The 20,808-nt window shown below is 65.4% G+C and carries 22 protein-coding genes; 11 read left to right on the top strand and 11 right to left on the bottom strand.

What is annotated here, in order from left to right; genetic code table 11:
- Positions 1-616, bottom strand: a 616-nt coding sequence (locus A8G08_RS01380; protein ID WP_157108353.1) for an FAD-dependent oxidoreductase, incomplete at its 3' end; no start/stop codon positions are given.
- Between the two features lie 50 nt (positions 617-666).
- Here A8G08_RS01380 and A8G08_RS01385 point away from each other — a divergent pair.
- Together A8G08_RS01385 and A8G08_RS01390 are read left to right on the top strand one after the other, a co-directional pair.
- Positions 667-2,715 carry a PEP/pyruvate-binding domain-containing protein gene (locus tag A8G08_RS01385; RefSeq protein WP_068269260.1) on the top strand — a complete coding sequence of 683 codons (2,049 nt, stop codon included), beginning with the start codon at positions 667-669 and terminating at the stop codon, positions 2,713-2,715.
- A gap of 23 nt (positions 2,716-2,738) precedes the next feature.
- Complete coding sequence (locus A8G08_RS01390) at positions 2,739-3,164, top strand: limonene-1,2-epoxide hydrolase family protein (protein WP_068269261.1); 426 nt, start codon at positions 2,739-2,741, stop codon at positions 3,162-3,164.
- 4 nt (positions 3,165-3,168) lie between these two features.
- On the opposite strand, the gene A8G08_RS01395 is transcribed toward A8G08_RS01390, so the two are convergent.
- Positions 3,169-4,230 (bottom strand): NAD(P)H-dependent amine dehydrogenase family protein, encoded by a 1,062-nt coding sequence (locus A8G08_RS01395; protein ID WP_068269329.1) that lies wholly within the window; start codon positions 4,228-4,230, stop codon positions 3,169-3,171.
- Between the two features lie 199 nt (positions 4,231-4,429).
- On the opposite strand from A8G08_RS01395, the gene A8G08_RS01400 reads away from it, so the two are divergent.
- The 4 genes from A8G08_RS01400 (at position 4,430) to A8G08_RS01415 (ending at position 7,393) form a co-directional block, all read left to right on the top strand.
- On the top strand, positions 4,430-5,275 hold the full coding sequence (locus A8G08_RS01400) for a DNA/RNA non-specific endonuclease (RefSeq protein WP_084435856.1): 846 nt from the start codon (positions 4,430-4,432) through the stop codon (positions 5,273-5,275).
- An 18-nt stretch (positions 5,276-5,293) separates the two neighbouring features.
- Complete coding sequence (locus A8G08_RS01405) at positions 5,294-5,767, top strand: SRPBCC family protein (protein WP_068269263.1); 474 nt, start codon at positions 5,294-5,296, stop codon at positions 5,765-5,767.
- A gap of 142 nt (positions 5,768-5,909) precedes the next feature.
- Positions 5,910-7,124 carry a S8 family peptidase gene (locus A8G08_RS01410; protein WP_068269265.1) on the top strand — a complete coding sequence of 405 codons (1,215 nt, stop codon included), beginning with the start codon at positions 5,910-5,912 and terminating at the stop codon, positions 7,122-7,124.
- Positions 7,125-7,150: 26 nt separating this feature from the next.
- On the top strand, positions 7,151-7,393 hold the full coding sequence (locus A8G08_RS01415) for a hypothetical protein (protein WP_068269267.1): 243 nt from the start codon (positions 7,151-7,153) through the stop codon (positions 7,391-7,393).
- Between the two features lie 3 nt (positions 7,394-7,396).
- On the opposite strand, the gene A8G08_RS01420 is transcribed toward A8G08_RS01415, so the two are convergent.
- The 5 genes from A8G08_RS01420 to A8G08_RS01440 all read right to left on the bottom strand — a co-directional run bounded on the left by A8G08_RS01420 (position 7,397) and on the right by A8G08_RS01440 (position 12,420).
- Positions 7,397-8,326 (bottom strand): LLM class F420-dependent oxidoreductase, encoded by a 930-nt coding sequence (locus A8G08_RS01420; protein ID WP_068269269.1) that lies wholly within the window; start codon positions 8,324-8,326, stop codon positions 7,397-7,399.
- A 68-nt stretch (positions 8,327-8,394) separates the two neighbouring features.
- Positions 8,395-9,366: an Acg family FMN-binding oxidoreductase gene (locus A8G08_RS01425; RefSeq protein ID WP_068269331.1), complete on the bottom strand. Its 972-nt coding sequence runs from the start codon at positions 9,364-9,366 to the stop codon at positions 8,395-8,397.
- A gap of 102 nt (positions 9,367-9,468) precedes the next feature.
- Positions 9,469-10,827 (bottom strand): TrpB-like pyridoxal phosphate-dependent enzyme, encoded by a 1,359-nt coding sequence (locus tag A8G08_RS01430; RefSeq protein WP_068269271.1) that lies wholly within the window; start codon positions 10,825-10,827, stop codon positions 9,469-9,471.
- 13 nt (positions 10,828-10,840) lie between these two features.
- On the bottom strand, positions 10,841-11,320 hold the full coding sequence (locus A8G08_RS01435) for a peroxynitrite isomerase (RefSeq protein ID WP_068269273.1): 480 nt from the start codon (positions 11,318-11,320) through the stop codon (positions 10,841-10,843).
- Positions 11,321-11,358: 38 nt separating this feature from the next.
- Entirely contained in the window at positions 11,359-12,420 is a 1,062-nt protein-coding gene (locus A8G08_RS01440; RefSeq protein WP_068269275.1) for an NAD(P)H-dependent amine dehydrogenase family protein, read from the bottom strand.
- A gap of 128 nt (positions 12,421-12,548) precedes the next feature.
- Between A8G08_RS01440 and A8G08_RS01445 the strand changes: the two genes are divergently transcribed.
- The 3 genes from A8G08_RS01445 to A8G08_RS01455 are packed head-to-tail and all read left to right on the top strand — an operon-like array spanning position 12,549 to position 14,731.
- On the top strand, positions 12,549-13,154 hold the full coding sequence (locus A8G08_RS01445; RefSeq protein WP_169823247.1) for a TetR/AcrR family transcriptional regulator: 606 nt from the start codon (positions 12,549-12,551) through the stop codon (positions 13,152-13,154).
- On the top strand, positions 13,151-13,912 hold the full coding sequence (locus A8G08_RS01450; RefSeq protein ID WP_068269279.1) for a maleylpyruvate isomerase family mycothiol-dependent enzyme: 762 nt from the start codon (positions 13,151-13,153) through the stop codon (positions 13,910-13,912). The genes A8G08_RS01445 and A8G08_RS01450 overlap by 4 nt, the downstream gene beginning before the upstream one ends.
- Positions 13,913-13,927: 15 nt before the next feature.
- Complete coding sequence (locus A8G08_RS01455) at positions 13,928-14,731, top strand: oxygen-binding di-iron domain-containing protein (RefSeq protein ID WP_068269281.1); 804 nt, start codon at positions 13,928-13,930, stop codon at positions 14,729-14,731.
- 128 nt (positions 14,732-14,859) lie between these two features.
- On the opposite strand, the gene A8G08_RS27740 is transcribed toward A8G08_RS01455, so the two are convergent.
- From A8G08_RS27740 to A8G08_RS01470, 3 genes are all read right to left on the bottom strand, one after another.
- Positions 14,860-15,492: an SHOCT domain-containing protein gene (locus A8G08_RS27740; protein ID WP_245672560.1), complete on the bottom strand. Its 633-nt coding sequence runs from the start codon at positions 15,490-15,492 to the stop codon at positions 14,860-14,862.
- 392 nt (positions 15,493-15,884) lie between these two features.
- Positions 15,885-17,234, bottom strand: coding sequence for a permease prefix domain 1-containing protein (locus A8G08_RS01465; protein WP_068269284.1), 1,350 nt, complete (start codon positions 17,232-17,234; stop codon positions 15,885-15,887).
- Positions 17,234-17,596: a PadR family transcriptional regulator gene (locus A8G08_RS01470; RefSeq protein WP_068269286.1), complete on the bottom strand. Its 363-nt coding sequence runs from the start codon at positions 17,594-17,596 to the stop codon at positions 17,234-17,236. Before A8G08_RS01470 ends, A8G08_RS01465 begins: the two co-directional genes overlap by 1 nt.
- 215 nt (positions 17,597-17,811) lie before the next feature.
- Between A8G08_RS01470 and A8G08_RS01475 the strand changes: the two genes are divergently transcribed.
- Both A8G08_RS01475 and A8G08_RS01480 read left to right on the top strand, forming a co-directional pair.
- On the top strand, positions 17,812-19,194 hold the full coding sequence (locus A8G08_RS01475) for a DUF2252 domain-containing protein (RefSeq protein ID WP_068269288.1): 1,383 nt from the start codon (positions 17,812-17,814) through the stop codon (positions 19,192-19,194).
- Between the two features lie 88 nt (positions 19,195-19,282).
- The gene (locus A8G08_RS01480; RefSeq protein ID WP_068269289.1) at positions 19,283-19,906 is read left to right on the top strand and encodes a VOC family protein; all 624 of its coding nucleotides are present in this window, start codon (positions 19,283-19,285) and stop codon (positions 19,904-19,906) included.
- A 63-nt stretch (positions 19,907-19,969) separates the two neighbouring features.
- Here the strand turns inward: A8G08_RS01480 and A8G08_RS01485 are convergent, their stop codons facing one another.
- Complete coding sequence (locus A8G08_RS01485; protein ID WP_084435859.1) at positions 19,970-20,617, bottom strand: fasciclin domain-containing protein; 648 nt, start codon at positions 20,615-20,617, stop codon at positions 19,970-19,972.
- Positions 20,618-20,808: the final 191 nt, after the last annotated feature.

Below are 20,808 nucleotides of genomic sequence, written 5' to 3' on the forward strand. Positions count from 1 at the left end.
AGCCGATCGGCCTGCAGCCCACGCAGACCACCAGTTGCTTCGCCTGCCACGAGCCCGTCGGGCCGGACACCTCCACCCGGTCCCCGGTCTCGGCAATCGCGGTGACCTCGCTGTGCAGCGCTATCTGCCCGCCCGCCGCGGTCACCTGCTCAGCCAACCTGTCGGTAATCCCCCGGTAGTCGACGATCCCGGTGCTCGGCACGAACAGTGCGCCCAGGCCGGCCACCGCGGGTTCGCGGCGCGCCAGCTCGGCACGATCGACAACCTCGACGTCGAGCTGGTTGTGCTTCGAGCGCTCGTACAGCGCCGTCATCCGCTCCATCTCGATCGGGCTGGTTGCCACCAGCAGCTTCCCGCACTCCTCGAAGGGGATGCCGTGCTCGGCCGCGAACTCCTTGGTAGCCGCGGCACCGCGCCGACAGAGCTCGGCCTTGAGGCTGCCCGGCTGGTAGTAGATGCCCGAGTGGATGACGCCGCTGTTGTGACCGGTCTGCTGCCTGCCGAGCGCGTCGCCCTTCTCCAGCAGCACCAGCGCTGCGCCGGGCCGCTCCGCGAGGATGCGTACGGCGGTCGCGACGCCCACAATCCCGCCGCCGATCACGCAGTAGTCATACATTCGCATCATCCTGCCAGCGCGCCTAGGCATACCCGTGCAACGATCACGTCATGCTCACGACCGATTCGGGCGAGATCATCCAGCGCATCGATACCCGGGCAGAGTTCGATGCGCTGTTCCAAACGGGAGCGACCGTCACTGCCGGAGCGCTCACCGAACTCAAGTTCTTGATCGATCGCACCGAGAAACAGCTGTACTTCCTCCCCCCGGAGTTCGCGTTCCACTTCGACTTCTATCAGCGAGCCCTGAACGGTCCGCTCGACAACGCCGAGTTCAACCAGCGCGCCTACAACCGGCCCGATCGGGATTTCATCCCCGGCACGGTGACCTCTTACGACAGCTTCGTTGACCCGGCCACCGGGAAACGCGGCCAGATCTGCTTCAGCTACTGGCCGACGGACAAGTTCGACGTCACGCTTCTTTCCCAGACCCGCGACATCCTGCGCGGCGGACTGGCGTTCCTCCCGCCCGGCAGCGATCTCGCGTTCCGGCCGGGTGGCCCGATCCAGCAACGGATTGTCAACGAGCTGCGCGCTCAGATCGTCGCGGCCGGGCTGACCGTGCGCACCAACCTGGAGATCTCGCGCGGGCTCGGCTATATCGCACTGTCCGTGGGGACCGCCGTCGGCAAACTCGTCATCGTCGAACCCGGTGCCGCGGTACCAGTGCTGTCGCGTACCGAGGCTGTCGCATTCCTCGGCGATGTCCCCGCCGACGCACCTCCGGTCGCGGCTATCTTCACGACCACCGTGCAGACCTACAACTCACATCTCGGGATCAAGTATCGCCAGGACGACACCCCGTACTTCTACAAGTCCTTCACGGCGGCCGAGCTCGATTCGCTGCGCGGGTTGGCCGGCAAGTTCGTCTCGGTGGTCACCGACGTCAAGGACGCCAGTGTCGTGGAGGCGACCTCGGAGCAGGCAAAGGAATACATCGATCGCGTCAAGCCGAAAGGCCGGGTTCGCTTGTCTCCCAACCTCGGTGAGAACAGCGCACGCGGCTACGCCGATCTCGCCGAGCGCGTCGTCGGGCCCGAAGGCGGGTGGGAAGCCGCCGCTCTCGCCGCATATGGCCGCAAGACGTGTGGCGTGGTCGAGCTGTCTCGGTTGCATCTTGCAGGCACCTTCGCACTCACCGAACCCGGTGCGCCGCAAGTGATAGCACCCGCCGAGACGATCGGCATTCCGGCGAACTGGTACGTCCGGTTCATGCGCAAAGCCGTCGACGGCAAGGGCCGCAAGTTCGCCGATCGCGCCCACGACATGATCGGAGACTCGCGTTTCAACGACCCGGTCTGGCGGACCCGCGCGCTGGCCAAGCTTCGCAAGGCCATGGTCGAGGCGGAGCTGCCCAAGAGCCTCCGAAAGAACCTGCTCGAGCAGGTCGTGCGCCCCTATCTCGACCTGCACCCGTACGCACGCAGCGCGCGGCTGCGCTCCTCGTCGCCCGTGGTGGAGGATTCCGGCGGTGCCTTACCTAACATGGCCGGCGCATTCGACTCGGACACCGCGCGCTGGAAGCCCGGAACGAAGGCGGATAAGACGGCAGAGAACTGCCTATCGGCCATCGCGGCTTCGCTTCAGTACGTCTGGGCATCGGTGTGGAACGACCGCGCACTGGCCGAATTGACCTGGCACAATGTCGATCTCGATGTCGGTTCAGTGACGATGGCCGTGCTTGTCACGCCGAACGAGGACAACGAACTCGCCAACGGAGTGGTGCGGGTCAACCGTGATCTCGCAGGATTCTTCTCGATCACCGGCGAGACCCAGTTCGGCGAGAACCTGGTGACCAATCCGGAGGCAGGCGCGACGCCGGATACCTGGATCGACGGCAACTACGACGTTCTCGACGGCGTCGAACGGCAGGACATCTCCTACGAGCGGGAGAGCAACCTGCATCCGGGCGACCCAAAGCGCCCGCATGCCTTCACCGACAACGAGATTCGCGCGGTGTACGAGGCAATGCGCAAACTCCGGCCCCATTTCGCCGAACTCGACGGCCGTGCGCCCGAGGATTACCTCGATGAATGCGAAGTGAAGATCACGTCCGCCGGCCGGGTTCTGATCAAGCAGGAAAGATGTTGGGTCGATTGACCTTTCGGATGTGAGGTGCACACATGAGTGAATCGGTCGATCTACCGCAGGATTCGATCACCGTTGTCCGCGAGTTCCTACACGCGCTGGAGATGGGCGAGATCGACGAGGCGCTCGAACTCGTCGATCCCGACCTGGTGTGGCGCAACACCGGCTGGCCGGTGATCCGCGGCCGCGAGCGGGTGCGCTGGCTGCTCACCCGGCAGTTTGCACTGCAAGTCCAGCTGTCCGCGCGAATCACCCACATCGCCGAAGACGTCGGGTCGGTGCTCGTGGAGCGGATCGACGACCTGCGCTTCCGGCGCATCGAGGCGTCGTTCTTCGTGTGGGCCCGGTTCGACATCGTCGACGGCCGGATCGTCGGGTGGCATGACCGCTACAGCATCGGCTCGGTGCTGGTGAACGTCGTCATCGGCGCGGCGCGGTCACTTCTGAAGCCGCGCCGCTGACCGGTCACGCCTTCCCGGAGAGCTTCTTGTCCGCCCGCCCGCTCATGACCGGCAAATCGAGGTAGCTCTTGATACCCGGCTCCGCCTCGCAGACGTAGGGGACGGAGTTCACCAGGTGGTTCGCGGTAGCCACGATGCCCGGATTTCGGATAAGGCCCTCTTCGGGCGTCTCCGGCTGCAATCCCTTGATACGCACCGAGATCGACGGATCACCGTGCAGCTCCACTTCGAAGCGCTCGCCCTCTGCGCCGAGCTCCCACGGCGGGTCGAGGTGTTCCTCACCCATCAGCCAGTTGACGGCAACGCTCGCGACAATATCGTCGCCGACCACGGCATCCCACTGGAACCGTTGCGCCGCAACCTGTCCCGGTTTGATCGGACCGATCGGCGAATCGATATCGGCAGTCGCGACCGCGACCTGAAGGTTCGGCCGGATCTCCGCGTTCGGGTCGAAACCGAGCGCCTCGACAATCATCCGGAGCGACTGGGCGAAGCCGGCGCCGAGCAACCCGAGCATCGGGCCCGACATCGCCTCATCGGGCGTCGCACCGAACTGCATGATCGAGCGCACCACGTCCGGCGCGTTGTAGCTGCGGATATCGGAGAATTCCTCGGCCCGCACGAACGTCACCGACGAGGACAGCGACGAGAAGACCATCGGGATGAGGTCGGTGATTCCGCCGGGGTCGAGCCCGGTGCCGTGCAGGGACACCCCTGCCTCGACGGCTGTCGCCTCGATTCGGGCATCTCGCTCGCTGGGCAGGAACCAGCCGAGCGGTGTGACGACGTTCTTCCCCGACGCCAGCAGCGCCGCGACTTCCTTCTTGTCCGCAACGAGCGGGGAGTAGACGACGCAATCCGCGTCGAGACTCAGCAACTCGTCGGTGTCCTTGGTCGCGGCGACGCCGAGCGGCCCGATGCCGACGATCTCGCCGACATCGCGGCCCGCCTTGTCATCGCTGTAGACCTTGCAGCCGACGAGCTCGAGCTCCGGATGCGCCACGATGGCACGTACGGCGGCCTGCCCGACCCCTCCGGTTGCCCACTGAATGACTCGATAGACCACCACTGACCTCCTCGTCGGCAGGCGCCACCCGCTAGCGCCATGCTAGAACACGTTCTAGTCGCAAAGGTGTGATCGGCACAACCCCCAGGTAGCGCCCGGATGCGCCGCGCGATTTCGAGTAGTGCGCTACTCACGCCCCGCGCGACGGCGGCTCGCACACTTTTCCTACCCGATACGCACGCCAACCGGGAGGAACGCCATGACCACCGTCGACATCGCCGCGATCTCGATCGATCCGGACTACTCCACGCGCGCCGGCTACGACCCGAAGTTCCTCGCCGTGACACTGCCGCTACCCGCCCCCGCGGCGTCATTGTCCGGGTTTGTTTCCGCCGAGCTGCGCTACCACCACTTCAGCGTCGTCATGCACCGCAAACGCCGGATGGCGCTGTTCACGGCGGTGAACATCGACGGCGGCCAAGCGCAGCAGCTCGCCCGCGAGCCGGACCGCTGGATCCGCGACCCACGCATCGCGGCGGACGAACAAACCGACGAAGCGCTCTACCGGCAAAACGACCTGGATCGAGGCCATCTGGTGCGTCGGCTCGACCCGGCCTGGGGACCGGCCGCGAAGGCTGCGAACGACGACACCTTCCACTTCACCAACTGCACTCCGCAGCATCACGAATTCAACGCCGGAGCCACGCTGTGGGTCGGCCTGGAAGATTACGTACTGCGGAACACCGATACCCACGATCTGAAGGTCAGCGTGCTGACAGGGCCAGTGCTCGCCGACGGCGATGTGCCCTATCGCGGCATCGAATTGCCCCGCCAGTTCTGGAAGGTGGTGTCGGTGGTCAAGGAGGACGGCACCCTGTCCTCGACCGGCTATCTGCTCAGCCAGGAAGCACTGCTCGACGAATTCACAATGGGCCCAGCGGAATTCACCTTCGGCGCGTACCACACTTACCAGGTACCTGTGCGCCGGATTGCAGAGCTGACCCACCTCGATCTCGGCGTCCATATCTCAGCCGACCCGCTCGAAACAATCGCGTTCAGCGGCTCCGCGCGCGAATTGTTGCGCGAGCAGGACGTATTCGTCTGACGGGTCTACCATCGGGACATGGCCTCGCCCCGAACCCTCGAAGAGTCGCGCGCCATTTCGCTTCCGCTCGCTGACGCGTACCACGGCACTATCGTTTTCCCGCTACCGGAATTGTTTCGGCACCGAAGCGGGCCGATTCCGCCGATCAAGGAGATCCGCGACCAGGACGGCGAATGGGGCACGGTCGGCCAAACCCGGACGATCCTGCTGCAGGGTGGCGGAAGCGTACGCGAGGAGTTGACGAGCGTCGACGCGCCGAACTCGTTCGGTTACCGCCTCGCCGAGGTCAAGGGCCCGATGTCGTTGCTGTTCACCGCTGTCGACGGGCTCTGGAGTTTCGCGCCAGACGGCACCGGAACCAACGTGAGCTGGCAGTGGACGGTACACCCGCGCGCTGCCGTTCCCGGCTTTGTGATTTCGGCGTTCGCGCACTACTGGCACGATTTCGCCGGCAAGTCGCTCGCCGAACTGTCCACTCGCCTGGCCGTCTAACTGCGCACCTGCGCAGGCAGGTATTCGCGTATCGAATGAGTACCCGGACAACGCTATTCGGGTAGTGAACTACGCCTGCTTTTCGGCTCCGCGGAACTCACAGTGGTAATTGTCCGCGACGGCATCCGAAAGGCAGAGAACAATGATCTTCGACGACGACAACACCGGCGTAAGTCCGCTCGGCGCCGGCGAACAAACCACGGGACGGTTCGTGGTGGTGTTCGCCGAAGGCGCCGACTTCAACACCCAAGCTCGCGAGCTGCGCAGTGTCGCAGGGATTTCCGAGGTCGCCTCGGCAAGCGAGCTGCGTTCGCGCGCCGGCGGTACGGACGAGCTCTCCACCTCGCCCGCAACCGTTTTCGACCGGCTACGCATCGCGGTTGTCGATGCCGATCCACGGCAGACGGTCGCATTGCAAGCGGCCCAGGAGACCGACAGCCCCATCCTCTCCGTCGAACCGGAACTGATTCACCATCCGCTCGCTGCACCCGTGCTGAGCCAGGTGTGGGCCGATTCCGATGCGCACGCCTGGGGACTCGCGGCGACAGCTGTCCTCGGCTCGTCCGTGGACGGCACCGGCGTCAAGGTGGCCGTGCTCGACACCGGATTCGACCTGAAGCATCCCGACTTCGCCGGACGCAAGATCACCAGCCGGTCGTTCGTGCCGGGCGAAGACGTGCAGGACGCGAACGGCCACGGCACACACTGCATCGGCACCTCCTGCGGAGCGAAGCAGCCTCAGGGAGTGCGTCGCTACGGCGTTGCCCATGCCGCGGAGATATTTGCCGGAAAGGTGCTCTCCAACAGCGGATCCGGTAGCGATGCCAACATCCTCGCTGCGATCGAGTGGGCGATCGACAACGACTGCGACGTCATCTCGATGTCTCTCGGTGCCGATGTGCGGCGGAAGTCGATGGCCTACGAGGCGGTCGGTCGGCGCGCACTCGACGCAGGCACGCTGATCATCGCGGCGGCAGGCAACAATGCTCGACGACCCGGCGACCCCGGATTCGTCGGTATCCCCGCCAATAGCTCGACGATCATGGCGGTGGCCGCGATCGATCCCACCGAACTGGTGGCGGCGTTCTCCTCAGGCAGCAGCGACGTGGAGGGCGGCCAGATCGACATCGCGGCGCCGGGTGTCAACGTGTTCTCGTCGTGGCCCCTGCCGAAACGTCACCGCGCGATCAACGGCACCTCGATGGCGACTCCACACGTCTCCGGAATCGCCGCGCTATGGTGCCAGCAGTCCGGCAAACGTGGCCGCGACCTATGGACCCTGCTCACGCAGAATGCCCGCAGGCTCCCGCTGCCGTCGTCCGATGTTGGTGCCGGGTTGGTTCAGGCACCACGCTGACTCGCGACAGGGAGGTCACACCACCCATGACGAGTCCGATCGGGGTGACCATCACGATCGACGATGCCGCGCTCGGCGATGTCCATGACATCGCCGAGCAGGCGCGTGCGGCGGGACTGACGGTGTCGTCGGTGCTTGACACCTTGGGCATCATCACCGGGTCCGTGGACCGCGAGGCGATTGCGGCGTTGGCTCGCATTCCGGGGGTGAGCGCCGTTGAGCCCGAGGCCGGGATCGGCATCGCGCCGCCGGATTCGCCCATCCAGTGAGTCCTAGTCGAGCTGAGGCATGACCTCGGACGCCACGAGTTCCAGGTGCTCGATGTCGGACAGGTCGAGGGTCTGCAGGTAGATGCGGGTGGAGCCCAGGTCGCCGTAGTTGCCGAGCTTGTCGACGACCTCGGCGGGCGTGCCCGCGGCACCATTCGCGCGCAACTCATCGACCTCACGGCCTATGGCAGCAGCGCGCCGGGCGATCTCCTCCTCGGTGCGGCCGCAGCACAGCACCAGCGCATTGGAATAGACCAGTTCGTCGGCGGACCGTCCGACGGCAGCGCATGCCTCGCGCACACGGCCGAACTGCTCGCGGGTGGTCTCCAACGGGACGAACGGCATGTTGAACTCGTCGGCATAACGTGCCGCAAGCGCCGGCGTGCGCTTCTTGCCCATCCCGCCGATGATGATCGGCGGCCGCGGACGCTGCACCGGTTTCGGCAGCGCAGGCGAGCCGGTCACCGGGAAGTGCTTGCCGTCGTACGAAAAACTCTGTCCTACTGGGGTTTCCCACTTTCCGGTGATCACCGCGAGTGATTCCTCCAGGCGATCGAACCGCTCGCCCAGCGACGGGAATGGGATGCCGTATGCCTTGTGTTCGGCCTCGAACCAGCCCGCCCCGATACCGAGTTCGACCCGGCCGTCGCTCATCGCGTCGACCTGCGCCACCGCGACCGCGAGCGGTCCCGGGTAGCGGAAGGTCGCGGAGGTGACAAGGGTGCCGAGCCGGATGCTCGACGTCTCCCGGGCAAGCCCCGCGAGCGTGATCCAGGCGTCCGTCGGGCCGGGCAGGCCCTCGACGTTCATCGCCAGGTAGTGATCGGACCGGAAGAACGCACCGTATCCGAGTTGCTCTGCTGCCTGCGCTACGCGGAGCAGATCGTCGTAGGTCGCGCCCTGTTGTGGTTCGGTGAAGACCCGCAGTTCCATGCGACCAACTCTGCCAAAAATCACTGCCCGCGGCAGCCGAGGCCGTCGCGGGCAGGGGGGAGCCGAGTTCAGCCGCTCATGAGTACGTCCGCAACCCGGCGACGCGGTGTCGGCTCGACCTCACCCGCGGGCGCATACCCGACGCGCAAGACCATCTGCGGGTAGGCCTTGTCGTCCAGCAGCTCTCGGCGGATATCGGCGCGAATGTCGAGGCATTCCAGCGGTTCTGTCACCGGGCAGGTCGCCAGGCCCAGCCGGGTGGCCTCGAGCATCGCTGCGCTCATCGCCTCGCCGGCACGCAGCCGCGCGGTGGGGTCGTCGGACTCGGTTGTGATCACGATGAGCGACGCGTAATCCATCGGCGCGGATTCGTCGTCTGCAGCCGCACCCTGCACGAAAACCCTCGCGGGCAGTGGTGCATTCCCCTGCGGTGCAACGCAGTTCGATGCCGGCACGCCGTCGGAGGTGCACTCCTGACCACTCCACATGACGAGTTCGAGTCGATAGTCGGGATCGCCTGCGTGCCGCCGTGCCGCGGCGCGCTGCGCAGCGCCGAGGTAGATGCCTTCGATCGGCGACATCTCCCTGGCGAGCGCGCCCGTTCCGGTCGCGGCGGCCAGCACGGCCTGCAACTGATCGGGCGGAACGGGATGCGCGTCGTATGGGCGGCGGTCGGTGCGCCGCTGCACAATCGCATCCGCCAGCGACAACTCGTCGGAAGTGGGGCGATGTTCGGTGAGGCGGATGGTCGCCAGATGCGTCGGATGGAACAGCCGCGGCATACGTTCCACCTCGGTCGCCCATCCCGCGGCGGCGCAGGCGGTGCGCAGGTGGTGCAACGCAGCGCCGCAGCTGAGCAGCAGCTCGCGGCCGTCGCTGTCCGCGGCCGACAGCATGAGGCTGTCGTCGGCGAAGAGATCGATCCGGTCGTCGACCAGGCGCCATCGCCACGGCTGGGTGTTATGTACCGAGGGGGCGCGGGTGGCGAGGGTGATCGCCTGCTCGAGCGTTCCTGGGTCGGCTTGTGTGTGCCGTGTCATCGTGCTCATCTCCGATGGAAGAAGTCACATTCGACAATGGCACCGCGCCAGCTCGGCGGGTAGGGACCTTCGGCACCGATCCGAGGGCCAACTGGATGCGCGTCAGGCCACCTCGGGAACCCCCGCCAGCGCCGCCCGAAGCTCATCCTCGGAAAGCGGGTCGTCGGCGAGCGTCCCGCTCAGGTACTGCTCGTAGGCGCCGAGCTCGAGCAGGCCGTGGCCGGACAGGCCGATGACGATGACCTTCTCCGTTCCGGCCTCCTTCGCCGCGATCGCCTCCCGGCGCGCCTGGGCCAGCGCGTGCGAGGATTCCGGCGCCGGAACGATGCCCTGGGTGCGTGCGAACTCGAGACCAGCCTGGAAGCACTCGGTCTGGTGCAGCGCGACCGCCTCGATGTAGCCCTCGTGGACGGCATGCGAGACCAGCGGCGCCATGCCGTGATAGCGCAGGCCACCGGCGTGGATCGGCGATGGCACGAAGTCGTGGCCGAGGGTGTACATCATCATCAGCGGCGTCATGCCCGCCGTGTCACCGAAGTCGTAGCGGAATTCGCCGCGCGTGATCGTCGGGCAGGACGACGGCTCGACCGCGAGGATGCGCGTGCTCGCCCCGTTCACCAGGTTCTCTCGAAGGAACGGGAAGGACAGCCCAGCGAAGTTCGATCCGCCACCGGCACAACCGAGCAGGACGTCGACCTTCTCCTCGCCGGCCTTGGCGAGCTGCTTCAACGCCTCTTCGCCGATAACCGTCTGGTGCAGCAGTACGTGATTGAGGACGGACCCGAGCGCGTACTTCGCGGCCGGATCCTGCGCGGCGACCTCTACGGCCTCCGAGATCGCGATGCCGAGCGAACCGGTGTGTCCCTCCGGGTAGGACTTGCCCGCCTCGGTCAGCCGCGACGGCGAGCGGTGCACGGTACCGCCGAAAACCTCTATGAGCGTGCGGCGTTGGGGCTTTGTGTCGTACGAGACGCCGACCTGCCAAACCTCACATTCGACGCCGAAGAGAGCGCTCGCGTACGCGAGGGCTGTGCCCCACTGCCCGGCGCCGGTCTCGGTGGTGAGCCGATTGATGCCGTTGATCTTGTTGTAGTAGACCTGCGGCACCGCGGTATTGACCTTGTGCGAGCCGGCCGGAGAAACACCCTCGTACTTGAAGTAGATGCGCGCCGGGGTGTCGAGTGCCTTCTCCCAGCGCCGCGCGCGATACAGCGGTGACGGACGGTACTGACGGTAGACGTCGAGGACTGGACCGGGGATGTCGATATAGCGCTCACTGCTGACTTCCTGCGCGATCAACTCCGGTGGGAAGAGCGGTGCGAGATCGTCCGGACCGACCGGCTGATGCGTGCCGGGGTGCAGCGGCGGCGGCGGAGGCGTCGGGAGGTCCGCGATGATGTTGTACCACTGGGTGATCTCGTCATCCGGGCCGAGCGTGTACACGACCTGCTCGTCGCTCATCCGTGCTCCTTCTCTACTGCCGGCGCAGGGTCGCCGACAAATGGTGTTGCAGCGGCTGTCCGACCGCAGCCATCTCCACGGTGTACGTCATCTCGTCACCTACGACACGAAACGAACGGGTCAGCGCGTCCACTTCTTTCGCAGTCGCGGTGAGCCCGATTTGTGCGCTGACGAGGTCGAGCGCGATCGTGCCCCCTTCGACGGTGAACGTGCCTTCCTGGATCTCGGTCACCCCGGTCGGATGCACGAAAACCCACTCGACGCGGCCGGGCGTGGGCATCCGCAGATAGCCGGTCTCGGCATGCAACGGACGGCCATCGTCGGCAGCCTTCGTGCGCTGGCCGTAGGCGAGAAACGGCTTGCCGACGTGACCGAAGGTGATCTCCTCGAGGTATTCGAACGAATCGATGGTCGGGTACTCGCCGCTTCCGGTACCCGCCCAGGTGCCGAGCAGCGGGGCGAGCGGGGCGACGTCGGGATGCAGATCCGGCACCGCACCGACGTTACGCCCGGGGTGCGGTGCCGTCGGGACTAATCGACTGGGACGACGCCGCGCGGGAGGACGAGCGACAGGTCGGTGTAGGTGACGATGCCGGACTCGGCGGCGACAACTCCGGGGATCGCGTTGATCGGCGGCATCGCCGTCATGATGTGGCCGATCACCATGAAGTCCTCGAGCGTCTCGGCCTGGAAGTCCGGTGGCGGCAGGAAGCTGACGACGTTGCGCACGGTCGGGCGGCCGTCGACCTGAAGTACCCAGCCGTCCTGATCGATCTTCCAATCCGGTTCCAGCGTCTGGCCTTTGCGCCACCGGACAGTCAGTTCGACGATTGTCTTGCCGTTCCGGATTCCCTTCCAGCTCGCATAGACGCCCGCGACGCAGCCTGCCGGGATCGTCCACGAGCCCAGATCGAGATCGGCCGTGGTCTGCGCATACTCGGCGTCGCAGCGCACCTCGTCGAGTTCGACGTCGAGCGCATCGGCGATCATCCGGACCGCCTCGCCGAACACACCGGTACCGTGTGCCGTCATCGCGGCCAGGTCCGGGTGGTCGATCGGCTGTCCGAAGCCCACCGGCTTCTCGGTCGCGGGCGAGTCGTAGAACGTCGTGTCGGCCGCCTCGCTGACGGTGACCTTGTCAACCCGGTCGCAGATGCCCGCCGAGACGATCGCCAACAGGTTGATGAAGCCGGGGCTGATGCCGGAACCGAACATGGTCGACCCACCGGTCTTGCACGCCTCCGCGATCTTGTCGCGGCCCGCGCCCTGGTTGTGCCCGGTGATGAAGGACGCCGTGGATACGACGTTCACTCCCGCGGACAGGATGCGCGCGAGCTCGTCGACGTCGATCCACATCGGGTTGTAGACGACGACGTCGGGACGCAGCCCGAGCAGCGCGTCGACATCGTCGGTCGCCGTCACTCCAAGCGGCTCGATACCCGCGAGTTCGCCGACATCGCGCCCGACTTTGTCCTTCGACCAGGCGTAACAGCCGACTAGTTCCAGGCTCGGGTTCGCAGCGATCGCTGCCACCGAGCTCTTACCAACGTTGCCCGTCGTCCACTGAACGACCCGGTACGGCGTGTTCGTCATGGCCAGAGAATAGGCCCGTTAGGCGAGAGTGAGAAGGCCTCTCTCCACAATTGAGAAGGGTATTTCTCGACTATTCGAGTCCCTCGAACCCCTTGACAGGCCTAGTGATGGGGATCACACTCCTAACCATGACAGTTTTGCCTAATCGGGATAGGCGTGCCGAACGACGTGAGGCCACCCGACGGGAGATAGTCGATACGGCGTGGGATATCGCCCGATCCGAAGGACTCGCCGCGGTGACACTGCGCGAGATCGCGAACCGGATCGGGATGCGTCCCCCGTCGCTCTATACGCACTTCGAATCGAAGAACGCCGTGTTCGACGCGATGTTCACCGATGCGTATACGCAACTGGGCGAGGCCTTTGCCGCCATGTCACTGCCCGACGATCCGCGCGCCGCATTGCTCATGAGCACGGAGGTGTACTTCGACTTCGCCACCGCGGACGCAGCGAGGTATCAGCTGATGAACCAGCCTGCCTTGCCCGACTTCCAACCGAGCGAGACCGCCTACGCCGCATCCCTGAGCCAGTACGAACGACTGCGGTCGATCATGGCGACGGTCGGGGTGACCAGCCAGGAAGACCTCGACCTCTGGACCGGTGTCACCAGTGGATTCGTCAACCAACAACTCGCCAACGATCCCGGTGGGAATCGCTGGCGGGACCAACTTCCCAGGCTCGTGGACCTGTTCTGCCACGCAGTGGGAATCGAACCGAGGGGCGCCGAGGAATGACCACCACCGACCCCGATCGCACCGCGCCGCGTACCCCGAATCTGGATCGGGACGTGGCAATGACATTGGCTGCCAACGAATACCAACGGGTGCTCGACCTGCTGCGATCGCTACAGCCGGAACAGTGGGCGGCCACCACCGAGTGTCCGGCCTGGACCGTGCGCGACCTCGCTGCGCACATGCTGGGAATGGTCGAAATGTCGGCGAGCCTCCGGGAACAACGCCGCCAGATGCGCGAAGCGGGCCGGCGTTCGACGGGGGTCTTCATCGACGCACTCACCGGGCTCCAGGTCAACGAGCGCTCCGGCATGCCGCCCGCCGAAATCGTCGCGCGGTTCGCCACGCGCGCACCGAAAGCCGCCCGCAGCCGACGGCGCGCGCCCGGACTCATCCGGCGGCGCCAGTTTCTGATGCCTGGCGAGTTCTGTGGCGTGGCGGAGTCGTGGACGATCGGATTCCTCAATGACATCGTGCTGACCCGCGATCCCTGGATGCACCGCATCGACATCACCCGCGCCACCGGCGCCGAACTCGTCCTCACCCCCGAGCACGACGGCGTCCTCGTCGCCGACGTCGTGTCCGAGTGGGCTTCTCGGCACGGCAAGCCCTACACCCTGCACCTCACCGGCCCCGCCGGCGGCCAGTGGTCCCGCGGTGGCGATGGACCCGAAATCGAGCTCGACGCAATCGAATTCACCCGAATTCTGTCCGGGCGCGAGCCCGGAACCGGTCTCCTATCCACCCCAGTCCCCTTCTGATGCAAAGGAACTCCCATGAACATTCATCGCCTCGGCAACGACGTCACTGTGCTCAACGACCAATTCGAGATACCCGCCCTCGGCCACCTCCCGATCAACGCGTTCGTGCTGCACGCCGAACAGCCCGTCGTCGTCGACACCGGCGTGGGCACGCCCGACCGCGACTTCCTCAGCACCCTTTCGTCGGTGATCGACCCCGCCGACGTGAAGTGGATCTACCTCACCCACCCCGATCGCGACCACACCGGCGGGCTGTACGACCTGCTCGAGGCCGCCCCCGAGGCACGGGTGATCACCACCTTCCTCGGCGTCGGAATCCTGTCCTGTGAGAATCCGCTACCGATGGATCGGGTCTACCTGCTCAATCCAGGCCAGCGCATCGACGTCGGCGACCGCAGCCTTGCCGCCTTCCGGCCTCCGCTGTTCGACAGCCCGGCGACGACTGGCTTCTTCGATACGCGTACCGGCGTCTGCTTCTCCTCGGACTGCTTCGGCGCCGTGATGGAGAGTCCGGACCATGCCGCCGTATCCGATCTCGCGCACATGCCGCAAGCGGAACTCAAAGGGCGCCAGCAACTATGGGCCACCGTCGACAGCCCATGGGTGCACAACGTGGACCCGAAGCGGTTTGCGGGAGCACTGTCCGAGTTGCTCCGCTCGGACCCGACGTTGGTTCTCAGCTCACACCTGCCGCCGACGCGTTCGGTCACGACCTTGCTCGACAACCTCGTCGACGTTCCCCTGGCCGACCCATTCGTCGGTCCGGATCAAGCAGCACTCGAGGCGATGCTGGCGGAGTTCGAACCCATCTCTGCCTGAGCGGGCACCTGTGCTGATCTGAACGTCCGTGCCCACTTTTCGACCATTCACGCAAGATCCCATCCCTGACAACGAAAAATGGGCGCGGACGCTCAAGGCACCGGAGTCAGGTTCGGCGCTGATATCTCTCACACTCGAGCGAGAAGCTCGGCCTTCTTCTGAGCGAACTCGTCCTCGGTCAAGATGCCCGAGTCACGTAGCTCGCCCAGCCGCGTTATCTGTGCAATAACGTCTGTCTCCACGGCAGCCGGGCGGGCCGGCTGCGCCGGGGCCGTATGCACTGGCGCCACGGGCGCGGCGTTGGATGTGACGTGGCGAGTGTTCGCCAGCGTGTGCGCAACGTAGCGCGCCTGCGCGGCAGCCTCGTTGATGACGTTCACAGCCTCTCGCGGATTCGGCACATCATTCAGAACAACAACCTCCACGCCGGTCGCGCGCTGTACGTGCACTACCACGTCGCCGACATTCCGAGCCTTCTGCGTGATCGTCTGCCGCAGATCGATGTCGAACAATTGATTCGTGGGTACCTGCTGGGCATTTGTCGTCAGAGTGCCACTTTCGAAGAACAGTGTCGTGGAGGTCAGTCGGTAACGGCCACCGCCAATCCCAGTAAGTGGCTGGCCTTTGGCTGACCAAAGAACATCGGGTGAGCCATCGAGTGCAGCCGACTCGGCAGACGCTCGTCGTGCGAAGTCCTCGGTCGCCGTCTTGACCCGACTGGCGATTCCTGCAAGCCCCGATGTTGCCTGATCGTCCACCACCAATTGCCAACCCTCAGGTGCTGGAGGCCATGAAGGATCGGGGGCCCAGCCCGCGTACGGAAGCCAGCCATCCGGCGCGCTCGGCCATCCGGGTGGGGGGTTGAACCTCTGTGCCATATTGCTCCTTCGTCGTGAACTGCGGCTCACTGAATATCAAGCGAGGACGACAGTTCCTGTTCGACCGTCCGATCCCGTGCAATTCCGCCGTATCCGATGTGAGTTCACAGGTCTTTCGTATGACCGGCGAAGGTTCGTTACGGAAAGCACGTGCACAAGGGCCGGCTTTTTCGATTCGCGCACCGGGATCTGCTTCTCCTCCGACTGCTTCGGCGCCGTTATCAGAGTCCCGAGGCGATGCTGGCGGAGTTCGAACCCATCTCTGCCTGAGCGGGCTATTCGAAACCGAACAGCGGCGGCAACACGGCGATCATCAGGAACGCCCAGGCGCCGAAGACCGGTAGATAGCGCGTCTGCCAGCGTTCTGTCGCGGCGAAACCACTTCGGCCCCGGATGAATCCGAGGACAAGCCACGCCGACCACGACAGGTTCACCAACAACACCAGGTTCAGCCCGAGCGCGGCCGTCTTGTTCGGCGTGAATCCGAACTCCGCGATCCGGGAAAGCATCGCGATCAGCATCAACACATCGACCGCCAAGGCGCTGACCACAAGCAACAGCTGCAATCGGTCGAACGCATCTGGCGGCAACTGCGGGTCGCGGGCCGAGATGGCGTACAGCAGCAGTCCGAGGACGACCACGAGAATGAGGTCCATCAGGATCAGCAGATTCCGGTCGACGTCGACAAGGCTGCCGGCCGTCGCGAACGCGACGAGCAGCACCAGCAACATCAAGGTGGTCAGCGGCGTGAACACCCGGGTGAGGACGGGTGCGATGTTCTCCACCACATTCTGTTTCGCCTCCACCAGCCATGCGGCCACGATCACCGCACCGGCGGCGCCGAAGGGCACCACCCAGTCCTCGACCACCCATTCGGCATCGGTCCCGAGAGCGTCGAACGCGCCGATCGTCAGGCCGATGAGGACGCCGCCACCGAGAGCGAGCAGCGTGAGGTAGACGATCCATTCGCCGGTGAACCGGATGAAATCCATTCGCCGACGGTCGGATTGCCATTCGCCACCGACGTAGGCGAGGCCGACCGCGAACCACAGCGCGATCGGCGCGTGGATGGCCGCGACCACCTCCGTCGTGCCGTCCGACGCGAACGGATATACGTTCAGCAGCACCGCCGCAACGGCGAAGTACAGCAGCAGCAGCAGAGCCGCGACCCGCATGCTTACCCGGCGTTTCCAGGCGAAATATCCGGTGAGGAACGGCAGCACGAAAAGGCCGACGTTGCGCGCGAATCCGTTATCGCCCAGTGCTTCGAACCCCACCTTCACCGCGACGCCGGCACCGAAGGCGAATGCGAGGACGACGAGCAGTTCCCGCGTGGGCCTGCGCTTATCCGCGTCGGAGCCGGCGGGCATGAGGACAAGCTGCTTCCACAGCCGGTCGGAGTGCTCGCGCGCGAACTCCCTGGAGATGGAGTCGACGCTGCCCATCCGTTTGACGGCGACGAGGAAGGCTTCGTCCGAGGAGAGGCCTACAGCGGAGAGGTCCGAAATCTGGTTGCGCAGATGGTCTTCCATCTCGTCGGTATCCGCACGCGAGATGACCTGGCGCCGTTCGACGTAACCGCGCCACTGCCCGATCTGGGATTCCAGCTGCGCCTCGGTCTCCATCACAGTCCCCCTTCGGCGACCACAGGTGGAAGCTTGGCGACGCGCCACACCTGATCGAGCGCCGCGGCGACCACCTCCCATTGACTGCGCCGCTCCGCGAGCATCGCGCTCCCCGCAGCGGTGATCGCGTAATGCTTGCGGCGACGGCCGGTCTCGGAGACGCCCCAGGACGCAGACACGTACCCGAGCCGTTCCAGCCGATGCAGTAGGGGGTACAACATGCCGTCGGTCCACTGGATACGCCCGCCCGACAGGTCGTTGACGCGCTTCAGGATCGCGTAACCGTAGGACTCACCATCGGCGAGGATGCCGAGCACGAGCGGAGTGGCCGAGGCCGCCACCAGGTCTTTTTCGATATGCATCGCGGCTCCTATACATAGAGCTGTTAGTTATGAGCCTAGCAGCTCTAGGTATGCGGTTTGTGGTGCTTCGCCGGATGCTTCTGAACATGCGCGCCCACTTTTCGCGCCTTCGAGCGGCATCCCGCGCGCGGCGCCGAAAAGTGGGCGCGGGCGCTCAATCCGGACACCTCCGGCCGCGCTCGGCGGGGTCGCGGCGTGAGGTCTACTGTGCCTGCATGACACAGCACCGCGCACGGGTCGACCTGCGCAACCGCGTCGGCGGTGACGCCGTGTTCGCCCGCGGGTCCACGTTGCGTGCGACCGTCCCGGCCGGCGCGCACGATCACCCTGCCGAGGGCGCCGAGCGGCCCGAGGTCATGGCGTTCATCGAGGCAAGCAATGAGGGCCGACTGCCTGACTTGATCCCGCTGCGCATCGGCCGAATGATCGAATCGCCCTTCGCGTTCTTCCGCGGCGCGGCAGGCCTGATGGCGGCCGACCTCGCCGACTCCCCGGCGAACGGGCTGATCGCGCAACTGTGCGGCGACGCGCATGCGGCGAACTTCGGCCTCTACGGCACACCGGATGGCGAAATCGTCATGGACATCAACGATTTCGATGAAACCGCACCGGGACCGTGGGAATGGGACCTCAAACGGCTCGCGGCGAGCCTGGTACTCGCCGGCCGGGAGGGCGGGGTGACGGAGGCCGGGTGCATCGACGCCGCCGAAGACGCGGTGAAGTCGTACCGGCGCACGATTCGCGCGCTCGCCGACCTGCCGTTCATGGGGTCCTGGAATGCGTTGCCAGATAAATCGGTCGTCGAACGAGTCCGAGCGGACGCGCTGCTCGATGACTTCGAGAAGGCCTCGGAGAAGGCGAGGCGCAACACCAGCGCAAAAGTCGCGGCGAAATGGACCGAACACCTCGACGATCACGCAACCGGTATTCGGCAGCGCCGGTTCATCGAGGACCCGCCCATCCTGCGCCGCGTCGACAGCGCCGCAGCGGACGCGGTGATCGACGGCCTCGAAGGCTACGTCGAAACCCTGCGGGAATCCCGCCGAAACTTGATCACCCGATTCTCGGTAGCGGACATCGCGTTTCGCATCGTCGGGACCGGCAGTGTCGGCCTACGCAGCTATGTCGCACTGCTCCTTGGCAACGCGGACGAGGTGCTGGTGCTGCAGTTGAAACAGGCGCAGCCGTCGGCCCTCGCGCCATTTCTGCAGCACGACGCGCCGAAGCACGAGGGCAAGCGCATCGTTCAGGGCGCCCGGTTGGTGCAGGCAGAAACCGACATCCTGCTCGGCTGGACCACAATCGACGGCAAGCCATACACCGTTCGGCAGTTCCGCAATCTGAAGGGCGATATCGACCCGACGCGTCTCGCACGCGATCATCTCGACGATTACGGCCGACTGGCCGGCGCGCTGCTCGCGCGGGCGCACACCCGTTCGCTCGACCCGCGGCTGCTCGCCGGATATTTCGAAGGCGATGAGGACCTGGACGAGTCAATCGGTCGATTCGCTGTGCGGTATGCCGATCGCACCGAAGCCGATCACGCCGAACTGGTTGCCGCGGTGAAGTCCGGGCAGATCGCGGCCGAGGTGGGCTGAGTCCTTGGCCGGCGCTTCCTGAACATGTCCGACACATCGATCAGGAATCAAGAAGCAACGCGCTTCCGACCCTCCTACCGTTGAAACCATGACAACGACAATCGATCACATCACCCTCGAAGTGCCGGACGTCGAGGCAGCTAAGCGGTTCTACGACAGCGCTTTCGGGCTGGGCGATCGAGTCCGGTTCCGGCAGTCGACTGCTGATACGGCCGGGTTCCGCGGCTTCGTGGTCTCCCTCGTCGTCGCCGACTCTGCGGTCGTCGATTCCTTCATGGAACCCGCGATTGAGGCCGGGGCGAAGGTCATCAAGCCTGCGAAGAAGTCCTTCTGGGGTTACGGTGGCGTCGTCGAGGGCCCGGACGGAAGCCTGTGGAAGATCGCCTCGTCGAAGAAGAAGCCCACTGGCGCGCCCCTGCGCACCACCGATGACCTGGTGATTCTTCTCGGCGCCGACGACGTGGCCGCGAGCAAGCAGTTCTACGTCGACCACGGTCTCGAGGTGGCAAAGGCCTACGGCCGCAAGTACGTGCAGTTCACCCAGCCCGCTCAGGGGATCACGCTTGGCCTCTACGGGCGAAAGGGTCTCGCGAAGGATGCCGGTGTCGACATCGAAGGAAGCGGCTCGCACCGAGTCGTGATCGGCGGCGGGGATTCAGCCGTCACCGATCCCGACGGATTCGGTTGGGAAGCAGCAACTTCAGCGAACTGAATCGGGGGTTCCGCGCACGCGGCCGGCCCGCTCCGTTTCCGGAGCGGGCCAACCACCCGAGGGTCACTGCGCCGGAGGCATCAGCACCGTATCGATCAGGTACACAGTCGCATTCGCGGTCTTGACTCCACCGCAGATAACATTGGCGTCGTTGACCTTCATCTCGTCACCGGAACCGGTCACCGTGAGCTGCGCACCCTGGGCGGTCGGATGCTGGCCCGCCACCTGGTCGGGAGCAAGCTGACCGGGCACGACGTGGTAGGTCAGGATGCTGGTCAGGGTCGCGGAATCAGTCTTCAGAGATTCGATCGTCGCCGGGTCGATCTTCGCGAACGCCGCGTCCACCGGGGCGAATACGGTGAACTGGCCGCCGTTGAGCGTGTCGACAAGGTTCACCTGCGGATTGAGCTGTCCGGATACCGCGGCGGTGAGCGTCGTCAGCTGCGGATTGTTCGATGCCGCCACGGCGACCGGATCCTGCGCCATACCCTCGACCGATCCGGCGCCGGTCGGCACTGCCTGCGCGTACTCATCGCAGCCCGGCCCGACGAGATTCGCCGCCGGTTCGGCCGTCATACCCGTATCCGAGGACATCTCCGAGGTCATGCCGGACGCCGGTGTCGGATCGGCGGACGAGTCAGAGTCGTCGGAGGAACAGGCCGACAGCCCCAGGACTGCGATCGCCGACAGGCTGACGGCGGCAGCCGTCATTCGTCGCTTCTGCATTGGATTTCACCACTTTCGGCTGGGACGGCCGGTTTGCCGTCACCTTTCTGATCGGTCAGCAGTCATTCGGTGCGCTCGACATGCCGGATGGGCGCGATTCGAAAAATGCTGCGCGGCAGCGAAGTCATCGGCCGCACCCATCCGCTGGCAACCCCCGCACCGAATACGGGAAAAGT

The sequence above is a fragment of the Aldersonia kunmingensis genome, assembly GCF_001646865.1.
In the GTDB taxonomy this organism is placed as follows: Bacteria; Actinomycetota; Actinomycetes; order Mycobacteriales; family Mycobacteriaceae; genus Aldersonia; species Aldersonia kunmingensis.